The 12,465-nt window shown below is 71.2% G+C and carries 10 protein-coding genes and 1 tRNA gene; 8 read left to right on the top strand and 3 right to left on the bottom strand.

The window, feature by feature from the left end; translation table 11 throughout:
• Window positions 1-22 precede the first annotated feature (22 nt).
• The 4 genes from ABT053_RS07770 (at window position 23) to ABT053_RS07755 (ending at window position 4,417) form a co-directional block, all read left to right on the top strand.
• Window positions 23-469, top strand: a complete 447-nt coding sequence (locus tag ABT053_RS07770; RefSeq protein WP_350968103.1) for an ATP-binding protein — start codon at window positions 23-25, stop codon at window positions 467-469.
• Window positions 470-809: 340 nt separating this feature from the next.
• On the top strand, window positions 810-1,970 hold the full coding sequence (locus tag ABT053_RS07765) for a serine hydrolase domain-containing protein (protein ID WP_350968102.1): 1,161 nt from the start codon (window positions 810-812) through the stop codon (window positions 1,968-1,970).
• A gap of 78 nt (window positions 1,971-2,048) precedes the next feature.
• On the top strand, window positions 2,049-3,290 hold the full coding sequence (locus tag ABT053_RS07760) for a serine hydrolase domain-containing protein (protein WP_350968101.1): 1,242 nt from the start codon (window positions 2,049-2,051) through the stop codon (window positions 3,288-3,290).
• Between the two features lie 251 nt (window positions 3,291-3,541).
• A complete protein-coding gene (locus tag ABT053_RS07755) occupies window positions 3,542-4,417 on the top strand; it encodes a bile acid:sodium symporter family protein (protein WP_350968100.1) in 876 nt (291 codons plus the stop codon).
• A 136-nt stretch (window positions 4,418-4,553) separates the two neighbouring features.
• Here the strand turns inward: ABT053_RS07755 and ABT053_RS07750 are convergent, their stop codons facing one another.
• Complete coding sequence (locus ABT053_RS07750) at window positions 4,554-7,829, bottom strand: BTAD domain-containing putative transcriptional regulator (RefSeq protein WP_350968099.1); 3,276 nt, start codon at window positions 7,827-7,829, stop codon at window positions 4,554-4,556.
• A gap of 397 nt (window positions 7,830-8,226) precedes the next feature.
• Complete coding sequence (locus ABT053_RS07745) at window positions 8,227-8,442, bottom strand: 2TM domain-containing protein (RefSeq protein ID WP_350968098.1); 216 nt, start codon at window positions 8,440-8,442, stop codon at window positions 8,227-8,229.
• Window positions 8,443-8,568: 126 nt separating this feature from the next.
• Between ABT053_RS07745 and ABT053_RS07740 the strand changes: the two genes are divergently transcribed.
• Genes ABT053_RS07740 through ABT053_RS07730 form a run of 3 tightly spaced genes read left to right on the top strand, consistent with a single transcriptional unit; the run spans window position 8,569 to window position 11,177 of the window.
• Window positions 8,569-9,363: an alpha/beta fold hydrolase gene (locus tag ABT053_RS07740; RefSeq protein ID WP_350968096.1), complete on the top strand. Its 795-nt coding sequence runs from the start codon at window positions 8,569-8,571 to the stop codon at window positions 9,361-9,363.
• A 19-nt stretch (window positions 9,364-9,382) separates the two neighbouring features.
• Window positions 9,383-10,702 carry an MFS transporter gene (locus tag ABT053_RS07735; RefSeq protein ID WP_350968095.1) on the top strand — a complete coding sequence of 440 codons (1,320 nt, stop codon included), beginning with the start codon at window positions 9,383-9,385 and terminating at the stop codon, window positions 10,700-10,702.
• A complete protein-coding gene (locus ABT053_RS07730) occupies window positions 10,671-11,177 on the top strand; it encodes a monooxygenase family protein (protein WP_350968094.1) in 507 nt (168 codons plus the stop codon). The genes ABT053_RS07735 and ABT053_RS07730 overlap by 32 nt, the downstream gene beginning before the upstream one ends.
• A 119-nt stretch (window positions 11,178-11,296) precedes the next feature.
• Here the strand turns inward: ABT053_RS07730 and ABT053_RS07725 are convergent.
• A tRNA-Lys gene (locus ABT053_RS07725) sits at window positions 11,297-11,370 on the bottom strand.
• A 135-nt stretch (window positions 11,371-11,505) separates the two neighbouring features.
• On the opposite strand from ABT053_RS07725, the gene ABT053_RS07720 reads away from it, so the two are divergent.
• Entirely contained in the window at window positions 11,506-12,357 is an 852-nt protein-coding gene (locus tag ABT053_RS07720) for an AAA family ATPase (protein WP_350968093.1), read from the top strand.
• The last annotated feature ends 108 nt before the right edge of the window (window positions 12,358-12,465 follow it).

Genomic DNA, 12,465 nt, shown 5'->3' with positions numbered 1-12,465 from the left:
ATGGCTCCGGGTGCCGGGACCGATGGTGTGGCGACGTACCTTCCCCGGCACCCGTCAGCAGGTGTCCGAGGCCCGCCACTTTGTCGAAGGGCTCTTCACCGGAACCCCGCGTAGCGACGATGCGGGGACGATCGCGGCGGAGTTGTGCAACAACGCCGTACTCCACACCGTCTCCGGACATGACGACGGCTGGTTCGGCATCGAAGTCGTCCTGGACGACCTCGCGTACCTGGCCGTCACCGATCTCGGCGGAGCCGGACGACCCGTCCTCACCTCCGCAGCGGGTGGGAAGATCATGGAGGGCGGGTTCGGGATCCTTCTCGTAAAGGAACTCGCCCTGACCATCGGCGTCCACGGAAGCCCGCAGCTCGGCCACACCGTATGGGCCGACATCGACCTCGGTCTGGTGACACAAACGTGCGGTCGTCCATGCAAGCATCGACGGTGCGTCAACCGGATCGAGGAGTGACGTGGGCCGGCCTTTCGCTTCGACAAGGCACCCGGCGGACACCGCGCGGCCCAGGTCCACGCGGAGCCACCTCGGGGTCCGGGGCCTTCGATCCGCCTGAAGATCCAAAGATCGCACAGGCTGGGAGCGCCGTGGTGCAAAAGAGGCGAAGTCGCCGACGGTGGCTGTGCGAGGGCGACGCGGGGAAAAACAGCGGTACGACCAGGCCGTATGCGATCGGCGGGGTGGGTGAAGGTGGTACCAGCTGTACCAAGAGGCTCCAGCGCGCGGGATCGAAGTGATGATCTCTCCCGCGACATGCTTCAGGGGTCGGTAAGTGACCCCCGAACAAGGAGTTCCCATGTACAAGCCCTCCTCCCGCCGCTCCCGCCTCCTCGCCTGCGGGCTCGCCACGATGATCGCCGTCGGCACCTTGACCGCGCCGGTCGCGGCCTCGGCGTCGTCGGCCACCACCGCCGACTTCGACGACGGCGTGCAGAAGTCACTCGACGGGCTGATCGGCGAGGAGTTCCCCGGCGCGCTCGCCTCCGTACGCGACGCCGACGGGCGCGTCACCCGCTACACGGCGGGCGTCGGCGACCTGGAGACGCGGGAGGAGGTGCCCGCCGACGGCCGGGTGCGCATCGGCAGCAACACCAAGACGTTCGTCGCCACCGTCGTGCTGCAGCTCGCCGGCGAGGGAAAGATCGAGCTGGACGGGCCGGTCGAGAAGTACCTGCCCGGTCTGGTCCGCGGCGAGGCCGGTGACGGCCGGAAGATCACGGTCCGCCAGCTCCTCCAGCACACCAGCGGCCTGCCCAACTACACCCGCTACATGCACCAGGACTTCTTCAAGATCCAGCACCGCTACGTCGAGGCCAGGGACATGATCGACGTGGCACTGCGGCACAAGGCGTCGTTCAAGCCCGGCAAGGGCTGGGAGTACAGCAACACCGGCTACCTGCTGCTCGGCCTGGTCGTGCAGAAGGTCACCGGGCGGCCGATCGCCGAAGAGGTCACCAGGCGGGTCATCGACCGCGCCGGGTTGCGCGACACCTACTGGCCGGGCGTCGGCGACCAGACCGTCAAGGGCCCGCACCCGCGCGGCTACACGGTCAGGAAGCCCGGGGGCGAGTTCGTCGACATCACCACGATGGACCCGTCCTGGGGCGGCGCGGCCGGCCAGCTCATCGGCACCCCGGACGACCTCAACACCTTCTTCCTCACCCTCCTGGACGGCAAACTGCTCAAGCCCGCGCAGCTGGCGGAGATGAAGAAGACGGTCAAGGCCCCCGGGTTCCCCGAGGGCTGGCGGTACGGGCTCGGCGTGGTCAAGATGAAGCTGAGCTGCGGCGACACCGCGTGGGGCCACGGCGGCGACATCGACGGCTACGAGACCCGCGACGCCGCCACCACCGACGGCCGGGCGGCCGCGGTCGCGGTGACCGCCCTGCCCGGCGGCGAGGCCGGGGCCCTGAAGGTCATCAAGGTCGTCGACGACGCCGTCTGCGGCGCCAGGTAACTCCGTCCGCGGAGCCCGGTAACGCCGTCCGCGCCAGATAGCGCCCCCTTCCCCCATCTCTCCCTGAGGAGCATTCCCATGCCCGCGTTCACCGAGCACCGCCGCCCGCCGACCCCCCTGAAAGGCCTGAGGATCTTAAAGACCCTGACGGCCGTGACGGCCCTGAGCGGCCTGACCCTCGCCGGTGTCCTGACCGCTCCGGCGGCGAGCGCCGCGACACCCGCCTGGAGCGCCGCCACCGCCGCCACCGCCGCCACTGCCGCCACTGCCGTCGCCGACGTCTCGCCCCTGCAGAAGGCGCTGAACGACCTGGTCAAGAAGGACAACTTCCCCGCCGCGCTCGCGACGGTGCACGAGAGCGACGGCGAGGCGCGCTACTACACCGCGGGCGTCGGCAACCTGAAGACCAGGAGCAAGGTGCCCGCCGACGGGCGGGTGCGCATCGCCAGCAACACCAAGATGTACACCGCCACCGTCGTGCTGCAGCTCGTCGGCGAGGGAAAGGTCGAGCTGGACGCGCCGATCGAGAGATACCTGCCGAACCTGGTCCGCGGCAAGGCCGGTGACGGCCGTAAGATCACGGTCCGCCAGATCCTCCAGCACACCAGCGGCCTGCCCGACTACGACGACGCTCTCTTCGCCGACTTCGACCGCTTCCTGCGGAAGTACTGGAAGCCGCGGGAGGTGGTGGACCTCGCCCTGAGGAAGAAGGCGCTGTTCAAGCCCGGCAAGGGCTGGGGCTACAGCAACACCAACTACGTGCTGGCCGGCATGGTCGTGGAGAAGGTCACCGGCCGCCCGATCGGCCACGAGATCACCGAGCGGATCATCAAGCGCGTCGGGCTGCGCGACACCTACTGGCCGAAGGCCCGCGAGAAGGGCATCCGCGGCCCCCACCCCCGCGGTTACTTCGCGACCAAGCCCACCGAGCCGTGGCGCGACGTCACCACGTTCGACCCCTCGTCCGGCTGGGCCGCCGGGCAGCTGATCGGCAGCCCCGGCGACCTCAACCGCTTCCTGCTCGCGCTGCTGGACGGCGAGCTGCTCAAGCCCGCGCAGCTGGCGGAGATGAAGAGGACGGTCGCGGCGCCCGACGCCGACACCGTCGGCGGCTCGCGCTACGGCCTGGGCCTGGCCACCTTCAGGCTGAGCTGCGGCGGCTTCGCCTGGACCCACGGCGGGAACGCCCCCGGCTACACCACCCGCAACGCCGTGACCAAGGACGGCAGGGCGGCGGCCGTCGCCGTCACCGCCCTGCCCGTCACCATGGAGGGCGCCAAGAACGTGGAGAAGGCCCTCGACACCGCCCTGTGCGCGTAACGGGTGACCGGCCCGCTCGCCCCCGCGCCGCCCCGGCGGCACGCGGGGGCGTCGGCGTCCCGGGAGCCGTCCGGCCACCCGGCGTCTGTTCCCGCGAGGGCACGACCGTGAGACGGCCACCCGCGGCCGTCCCGCGAGAGACGACACCCTCGAAGGTGGACGCACTGTGGTCCTCACCTGGAGCGCCGGGAGATTCGTCGATCCCCGCACGTGTTTTCACGCCGTTGTGCGCGTGCCGGAGAATGTCCGCCATGGACTCCCCTGTGATTTTGGCCAGCCTGCCTTACGCCCTCGGCATCGTCATGCTCGGCCTTGGCCTCAGCCTGACCTTGGACGACTTCCGGCGGGTGGGCCAGTATCCGAGGGCGGCGGTGGTCGCGCTGCTGTGCCAGCTCGTGCTGCTGCCGGCGATCTGCTTCGGCCTGGTGCTCGCCTTCCGGCTCCCGCCGGAACTGGCGGTCGGCATGCTGGTGGTCGCGGCGTCGCCCGGCGGCCCCACGGCCAACCTGTTCAGCCACCTTTTCGGCGGGAACGTCGCGTTGAACGTCACGCTCACCGCGATCAACTCGGTGCTGTCCGCAGCCACCCTGCCGATCGTGGTGAACCTCTCGGCCGGGTACTTCCTGCCCGGCGCGGCCGGCATCGGGCTGCAGTTCGACAAGATCCTCCAGGTGTTCGTGATGGTGCTGGTGCCGGTCGCGATCGGGATGCTCGTGCACGCGCAGGCGCCGGAGGTGGCGCGGCGGCTCAACCTCCCCGTCCGGATCCTGTCGGTCGTGGTCCTGCTCGCGGTCATCTTCGCCGTGCTGTACGGGGAGCGGGAGAACCTGGCCGGCTATTTCGTCTCGGTCGGGCTGGCCGCGCTGGCCTTCAACGTCGTGAGCCTGCTGGCCGGCTACGGCGTGCCGCGCCTGGCCGGTGTCGACCACCCCGCGGCCGTCGCGGCCGGATTCGAGATCGGCATCCACAACACCGCGCTCGCCATCACGATCGCGCTGAGCCCGACGCTGCTGAACAGCGCCGAGATCGCCATCCCGGGCGCGGTGTACGGCATCGTCATGTTCTTCACGGCGACCGGATTCGGCCTGTTGATCACCCGTCGGGCTCGGACGAGCCTGTCCCGGTGACCGTCCGTCAGGGGGATCGAGCCGCTGTCGCCGGCCCGACCGCGTCCGGCGTTCTCGGTGCTGAACGGTGCTGAGGCAGTGCTGAGCGGCGCTAAGGCAGTGCTGAGCGGTGCTAAGGCAGTGCTGAGCGGTGCGATCAGAGCTCGGCGAGGAATCTCTCGGCGCGGCGGGCGAAGAGGTGGGACTCGCGTTCGCCGGACCGGTCGCGGGCCTCCTCGGCGGCGGCTCGCACGACGTCGGCGGGTTCGCCGAGGGCGTGCAGCAGGCGCGCCCGCAGCAGCAGGACGAGTCCTTCGGCGTAGCGCTGGCCGTAGGCCTCGAGGGCCCGCTCCGCCCGGTCGAGGGAGACGCCCGCCCTGTCCGGCATCCCGGCGGCCAGCCACATCTCGGCGACCAGTGCGTGGTGGTACGCGACGCCCCAGCGCGGCGGGTCGACCAGCGTCCCGGCCAGGAGCTCTTCGGCCTCCGCCGTGATACCGGCCGGGTCCTCGCCGGTGAGGGCACGGGCCCAGTACCAGTTCAGCCGGACGTAGTGCTCCTGCTGGACGGCGGCGCGGCCGGTGCCCACGGTCATCCACCGCTCGATCGTGCGCATCACCCAGTCCGCGTCACCGGCCATCGAGGCGATGATGGTGGTGTAGTAGGCCCAGGTCGCGACCCCGTACGGGTCCTCGGGGCCGTTCCACTTCTCGATCATGGTCCCGGCCGTCCCGGCGTTGCCGTGCAGGGCCGTCACGACGGCCTGCCAGCCCGGCCACTCGCCCGAGACGTCACGCCGGATCGGGGTCTCGCTGTGCGGGGAGACGACCCCGTCGAGCAGGGCGGGGTCGTTCGCCGTGAGGCACCGGTACGCCTCGCCGATGTTGCCGACGTCCCACTGGTGCAGGCCCCAGGCCTGCCGGCCGTACGCCCGGACGACCGGATCGGAGGAGGACTCCCCCTGCTCGTACAGCCGGCGGACCAGACGGAGGCGGTCCCACTCCAGGAAGGTGTAGGCCCCGAACAGGCGGGCGAAGAGGAGGCCGGCGGCGTCGACCTCCCGGCCGAGCTGACGGGCCAGGAGTTCCGCGCGCTCCAGCAGGTCGAACGTCGTGCCGCCGAACCCGGCCTGCCGGCGCGGGGCGATGGCGAGGAGCGAGAGGGCGGAGAGTTCGAGCTCCGGGAGCCCGGCGGTCCGCGCGATCTGGGCGGCCGACTCCAGGTGCCGGTCGGCGGCGGCGAACGCGAGCTTGGTCGTCGCGCGGCGACCGGCGCGCTTCAGCGCCTCCACGGTACGGACCGGGTCGGCGAGGGGACCGGCGGCGCACAGGTGGAAGGCGAGGCGTTCGGTGACGGACTCGTCGTCCGCCCGGCTTTCCTCGAGCGCGTCCGCGACCCGCAGGTGCAGCCGGACGGCCCGCAGCTGCTCCGTCGTCTCCGTGACCGATTCGCGGACCAGGTCGTGCGCGAAGCGCCACGAGAACGGGTCCTCCGGCCCCGTTTCGAGCAGGCCGAGCGCGCGCAGCGGTTCGAGGCGTTCGAGGCAGTCCGCGACGCCGGCCCCGGCGGCGCGGGCGAGCAGGCCGAGGTCGACGTCGCGGCCGATCAGCGCGGCGACCCGCAGCAGGTCGCGAGTGCCGTCGTCGAGGCCCGCCATCCGGTCGCGGACGACGTCCCGCACGGTGGAGGGCACCCCGGTCCTGGCCGGCGCGTCGCCGTCGCCGAGCGCGCCGCGGTCGCTGAGGAGCCGCGACAGTTCGCGGACGAAGAAAGGGTTGCCGGCGGTGCGGTCGTGGATGTTGCGGGCGATGTCCGCGCCGGGTTCGCGACCGGTCTCGCGGCGGATGAGTTCGGCCACGTCGACCAGGCTGAGCGGGCCGAGCCGGATCCTGCGGTGGCTGGGCAGCCGGCTGGCGGCGGCCAGGACCCGCGAGAGGTCGGAGCCGGGTGTGGGCGCGCGGTCGCGAAGGGCGCCGATGATCGCGGTGCCGGCGGGCAGCCGGCCCGCCAGGTGGCCGAACAGCTGGAGCGAGGCGGCGTCGATCCACTGGAGATCGTCCATGACGAGCAGCGTCGGCCGTTCCGCCGAGGCCTGGCCGATGAAGGTGACGACCTGCTCGAACAGCCGGAACTGGGCTCGGCCGCCGGAAAGCGGCGGCGCGTCCTCGTCGTCCCGGGCTTCGAGGAGACGGCCGAGCTCCCCGGCCAGCCACTTCTCGCGCGCCGGCGCGGGCAGGCTGTCGAGGACGACGGTGAGCGCCTGCTCCCACGGCCACATCGACGGGGTTCCGTCGCCTTCCGAACAGGAGGCCCAGGCGACCAGCGCGCCGCGCCGGTCCGCGACGGCGGCGACCTCTTCCAGCAGGCGCGTCTTGCCCGCGCCCGGCTCGCCCTCGACGACCCCGAGCCCGGTGCGGCCGGTGAGCGCCGCCTCGACGGCGTGCCGCAGCACGCCGAGTTCCTCGTCCCGGCCGACCAGACCGGCCGCCCGCCTCTCCGGCGCCCGGTCCTCCTCGCTCCCCGTCCATCTCACCGGTGCCCGGTCACCCTCACGCCCCGTTCGCCTCTCCGGCGCGTGGTCGTCCTCGCTCCCCGTGCTCGTCGCCACCGGCGACGCCGGGGTCTGCGTCAGCACTCGCAGGTGCGCGGCCTGCAGCGCAGGATCGGGGTCGATGCCGAGTTCCTCGGCGAGGCGGTCGCGGACCGTGTGGAACGCCGACAGCGCCTCCGCCTGCCGCCCGGCGGCGCCGAGGGCGGTGACGAGGGCGGCGTGCACGGGTTCGTGGAACGGCGCCATCGACGCGGCCAGCCGCAACGGCGGGATCACCCGCTCCGGCCGGCGCGACGACACGGCCAGCTCGGCCGCCGCCACGCAGGCGGCGTAGAACTCGTCGTCGAGGGCGGCCAGGATCGCCGTCGCGGCCGGTCCGTGGGAGAGCCCGTCCCCCGCCGGGCCCTGCCAGAGGCGGAGCGCCTCGACGTAATGGTCGAGCGCCGCTTCGCGAGCGTGGCGGGCGAGGGCGGCCTGGGCGGCCTCGACGAGTTCCCGGAACGCGACGAGGTCCAGCGTGCCGGGACCGGCGCTGAACACGTACGCGTTGCCGCGCAGGTGCAGGTACGTACCGGCCGACCGGGCGGGGATCGCGGGTTCGAGGACCCGCCGCAACGCCCCGACGTACTTCTGGATGACGTTGAGCGCGCTGGCGGGGGCGTCGTCGGCCCAGATCAGGTCGATCAGCTCTCTCGTGCTGACCGGACGGCCCGCGCGCGCCAGGAGCAGGACCAGCAGCTGCGCCTGCTGCCGGGGGCCGGCGTCGAGTTCGACGCCGTCGCGCCACAGGCGCAACGGGCCGAGGACCTGCAGGCGCGGCGAACCGGCGCCGGCCGACGGACCTTCGCCGTCGAGCCGAACGGGAGGGGCGAGCCCGGTCACGTCTGTCGAACTCCCGGCTGGACGTTGCGGATCTGTCCGCGTGCGACCCATGTCGGACCGCAGGATACGCCAATTCTACCGATCCGGGATTGGTGACAAAAGGGTCATTAGGTCAAGGCCGGGCTCACGGGTGCGTAGGACGTCGCAGGCGCGCCGCGCCTGATCTTGTTCCGGCGGGCCCTCCCGGGTGAACGGGGAGGAGCCGGCCGCCGGACGAAGTGGGCCCGGCCGGCGCGCGGATCGAGCCCGGCGCCGAGGTGCCGGGCCGCCCGGTGCGACCGCGTCAACCGCGCCGACCGCACCGACCGCACCGACCGCACCGACCGCCACGGGGCGCGCACGCACTTGAAGAAGCACGTACTTGAGGAAGCACGCACTCGAAGAAGAGCGACGCGGCTCAGTGCTCGGTGTCCGGTCTGAGCGGCGAGTAGACGCTCCAGGCGTGGAAGGCCAGCCCGACGCCCCAGAAGACTATCGACCACATGGGCCAGAAGAAGTGTTCCGGGTCGTAGAGCATCCACACCACGACCTGAGCCAGATTGGCCAGGACGTAAAAGAGCAGGTGAATTCGGAGGGCCCATTTTTTGTCGCTCTCGCTTTTTGTCGATCTCATGCCCGGAAAATTACAGCGGCGCACTTGACGAAGACTGAATCGCTCGTTCAGTGTTCGTCAACCACCGGGGCTCTACATTGATCCGCATTCGAGGTGCGAAACACCAGACATTGAGAGGTCCACATCATGACGACTCGTAGAGTGATTCTGGCCGGATCCGCCGCGGTCGCGACCGGCGCCCTGCTGGGAACATCCGAGGCGCAGGCGCATTCCCGGCCGGAGCCCAGGCCCAAGCCCACGGTGGTCCTCGTGCACGGCGCGTTCGCCGACGCCTCCGGCTGGAACGACGTCGCCGCCCGGCTCATCCGCGACGGTTATCCGGTCATCGCCCCGGCGAACCCGCTGCGCGGCGTCGCCTCCGACTCCGCCTACCTGGCGAGCGTCCTCGCCACGCTCGACGGCCCGATCGTCCTGGCCGCGCATTCCTACGGCGGAATCGTCGTCACGAACGCCGCGGCCGGCAACCCGAACGTGAAAGCGCTCGTCTACGTGGCCGCGTTCGCCCCCGACGAGGGCGAGTCGTTGCTGGAACTGCAGAACAAATTTCCGGGAAGCAAGCTGAACGAAACGGCACTGGACTTCCGCCCCTACGGCGGGGGCCTCGTCGACGGATACATCAAGAAGGAATTCTTCCGCGACGTTTTCGCCGGCGACGTGCCCAAGCAGACCACCGACCTGATGCAGGCGAGCCAGCGGCCCGCCGACTCGCGCACGCTGGGGGAGCCGTCCGGCGCCCCGGCCTGGAAGACCATCCCCTCCTACTACCTCGTGGCCAAGAACGACAGGGTGCTTCCGGCCGAGGCGCAGCGCTTCATGGCGCGGCGGGCCGGGTCACAGGCCCGTGAGATCGGCGCCTCCCACGTCGCGATGATCTCGCAGCCCGGCGCGGCGGCCGACCTCGTCAAACGTGCCGCGCGCTGACGTCCCGGAGAGGACGTCGATGCACACCCGCGCGTACGAAAGCCAGTGCGCCGCCGAGGAGAGGCGGCACACCTCCGCCAGGTCGCCCATCGTGAATCCGAGGCTGACGCTGTTCGCGCTGGCGCTGGGCACCTTCGCGATCGGCACCGGCGAGTTCGGCAGCAACGGCATCATCCAGCTTTTCGCCTCCGACCTGGACGTGTCGATCCCGGTCGCCACGTACGCGATCACCGCCTACGCCTTCGGGGTGGTGATCGGCTCTCCGGCGATCACCCTGCTCGCCGCCCGGGTCAACCGGCGCACGCTGCTGCTCGGCCTGGTCGTGCTCTTCCTGGCCGGCAACGGGCTCTCCGCGCTGGCACCCAATATCGCGCCGCTCGTCGTCTTCCGGTTCGTCGCCGGCAGCGTGCAGGGGGCGTTCTTCGGCGCCGGGGCCGTCGTCGCCGCCTACGTGTACGGCCCGGACAAGGGCGGCAGGGCGTTCGCCACGGTCATGGGAGGGCTCACCGTCGCCACCATCGCCGGGGCGCCGCTCGGCACCTTCGTCGGCCAGCACGCCGGCTGGCGCTCCATGTACTGGGCCGTGGTCGTCGTCGGCCTGCTCGCCGGGGCCGCCCTGGTGGCCTGGTTGCCCCGCACCGACGATCTGCGCGGCGGTTCCGTCAGAAACGAGCTGGACGGCCTCCGCCGGCTCAACGTCTGGCTGATGGTCACCGTGGCGGCGCTCGGCATCTCCAGCATCTTCGCCGTCTACACGTTCATCGGCCCCTTCGTCACCGACGCGGCGCTGCGGGACCCGGCGCTCATCCCGGTCGCGCTCGCCGTCTTCGGCCTCGGCATGGCGGCCGGCAACCTTCTCGGGGGACGCGTCGCCGACCGGTACGAGCACCGCGGCCTGACCTGGGGGTACGGCGGCACCCTGGTGCTCCTGGCGCTGATCGGCGTGGCCGGCGGCGACCTGCTGGTCCTGCTGCCCTGCCTGTTCGGCGTCGGCGCGGCCATGATGCTCGCGATCCCCACCATCCAGGTCCGGCTGACCGGCTTCGCCCCGGACGCCCCGGCCCTGATGGGCGCCCTCAACCTCGCCGCCCTCAACCTGGCCAACTCGCTCGGCGCGATCGGCGGCGCCGTCACCCTCGAAGCCGGCTGGGGGACCCTGTCCACCGTCTGGGCCGGCTTCGTCCTCACCTCCGCCGGGCTGCTCCTGTACCTCGTGACCGTCGGCCGGGCGAAGCCGGCACCCGGTCCCGGGCCCCGTCCGGATCCAGCTCCGAACCAACGCGTGACCGAACCCGAAGGAGTCCCAGATGCCGACCCGAGTCAACCGGCAGACCGTTGACCTCTCCGCCTATCCAGATCTCCTGGTGCTGTACCTCGGCATGCGGGTGAACCGGCTTTACGGCGTCCGGACCTTCTTCGGCTTCGGGCGGAAGATCAGTGAGTCGGTCGCCGGCGAGCCGGACGGGCTGCTGCTGCACGAACCCATCTACTACTCGTTCTTCCCGATGAACATGGGCATGCGCCAGTACTGGCGCGACCTGCCCTCGCTGCTCGCGTTCGCCCGGTCGGAGCCGCACCGGCAGTGGTGGCTCGACTTCCTGCGGGACTCCGGCGGCACCGGTTTCTGGCACGAGACGTACTCGATCAAGGGAGGCATGGAGGCGGTCTACGACGACGTGCCCAAGGCGCTCGGCTTCGGACGGTTCGCCGGGCTCCAGCGCGCTCGCGGGCCCATGTTCGGCTCCGCGGCCCGGCTGGGACGCTCCGAGGACGGCAGCCCGGTCCTCGACGAGAAGGACCTCTACGGGTCCTAGCCACGCGGGGGGCTCGGCCGGGGACCTCCCGGGCGGGCCCCCGCCGAGGAGCCCGTGAAGCCCTCGAACGCCGAAGGGGCCCCCTCCACGTGGAGGGGGCCCTTCGGCGTCTCGCCCGGTGCGCCGCCAGGGACTCGAACCCCGGACCCGCTGATTAAGAGTCAGCTGCTCTAACCAACTGAGCTAGCGGCGCTTGAAGCCCTTGAAGGATAGCGCACATCGGGCGGCGCCCCGAAATCGGCGACGGCCGCCGGCCGAGGGCGGAAGCGGGGAGGAGACGATCACCGGCTAAGCTAGAACAACATTCGGTCCTGTACTGGGAGCACACATGTTGTTCGCCTCACCGAGCGACGCCGGCGAGCGGCTCGACGCCGTCGACTACCTCCCCGACGACTCCATCGCGACCTCGGTCTTCCTGGCGGGAGCTCTCGGCAAACCACTCCTCGCCGAGGGCCCCGCGGGGGTGGGCAAGACCCAGCTCGCCAAGGCCGTGGCGGCGACGACTGGGGCCCGGCTGGTCAGGTTGCAGTGCTACGAGGGGCTGGACGAGGCCAGGGCGCTGTACGAGTGGAACTACAAGAAGCAGCTGCTGCGCATCCAGGCCGGGCGGGGCGAGGACTGGGACGCCACGCATGACGACATCTTCACCGAGGAGTTCCTGCTGGAGCGGCCGCTGCTCGCGGCGATCCGGTCGGAGACGCCGGTGGTCCTGCTGATCGACGAGATCGACAAGGCCGACGTCGAGGTGGAGGGGCTGCTGCTGGAGATCCTGTCCGACTACCAGGTCACGATCCCCGAACTCGGCACGATCGCCGCCGTGCGGAGGCCGTACGTGGTGCTGACCTCCAACGCGACCCGCGAGCTGTCCGAGGCGCTGAAGCGGCGCTGCCTCTACCTGCACCTGGAGTATCCGACGCCGGAGCGTGAGCGCGACATCGTGCTGGCCCAGGTGCCCGCGATCGAGGCGAGCCTGGCCGAGCAGCTCGCCCGCACGGTCGCCACCCTGCGCGGCCTGGAGCTGAAGAAGTCGCCCTCGATCGCCGAGACGATCGACTGGGCCAACACCCTGCTCGCGCTGGGCAGGACCGAGCTCGACGAGGCGGCGATCGGAGCCACCCTCGGCGTCGTCCTCAAGCACGCCTCCGACCAGACCCGGGCCCGCAAGGAGCTGGCCCTGTGACCGGCCCTTCGGCCGGTGTGGCCGGCCCCGCGATCGGCCCCTCGATCGGCCCCTCGATCGACCCCTTGGCCAGCTCCTTGGTCGGCTCCTTGGTCGGTCCCTCGGCCA

Origin of the sequence: Streptosporangium sp. NPDC002524, from assembly GCF_040295985.1 — a bacterium.
Classification (GTDB): domain Bacteria; phylum Actinomycetota; class Actinomycetes; order Streptosporangiales; family Streptosporangiaceae; genus Streptosporangium.
This window is presented reverse-complemented; position numbering and strand designations above follow the sequence as displayed.

Bases quoted from the DNA above. Each gene is read 5' to 3' on its own strand.
- ABT053_RS07770 (WP_350968103.1), top strand. From the start codon at position 23: ATGGTGTGGCGACGTACCTTCCCCGGCACCCGTCAGCAGGTGTCCGAG.
- ABT053_RS07765 (WP_350968102.1), top strand. From the start codon at position 810: ATGTACAAGCCCTCCTCCCGCCGCTCCCGCCTCCTCGCCTGCGGGCTC.
- ABT053_RS07760 (WP_350968101.1), top strand. From the start codon at position 2,049: ATGCCCGCGTTCACCGAGCACCGCCGCCCGCCGACCCCCCTGAAAGGC.
- ABT053_RS07755 (WP_350968100.1), top strand. From the start codon at position 3,542: ATGGACTCCCCTGTGATTTTGGCCAGCCTGCCTTACGCCCTCGGCATC.
- ABT053_RS07745 (WP_350968098.1), bottom strand. From the start codon at position 8,442: ATGAGATCGACAAAAAGCGAGAGCGACAAAAAATGGGCCCTCCGAATT.
- ABT053_RS07740 (WP_350968096.1), top strand. From the start codon at position 8,569: ATGACGACTCGTAGAGTGATTCTGGCCGGATCCGCCGCGGTCGCGACC.
- ABT053_RS07735 (WP_350968095.1), top strand. From the start codon at position 9,383: ATGCACACCCGCGCGTACGAAAGCCAGTGCGCCGCCGAGGAGAGGCGG.
- ABT053_RS07730 (WP_350968094.1), top strand. From the start codon at position 10,671: ATGCCGACCCGAGTCAACCGGCAGACCGTTGACCTCTCCGCCTATCCA.
- ABT053_RS07720 (WP_350968093.1), top strand. From the start codon at position 11,506: ATGTTGTTCGCCTCACCGAGCGACGCCGGCGAGCGGCTCGACGCCGTC.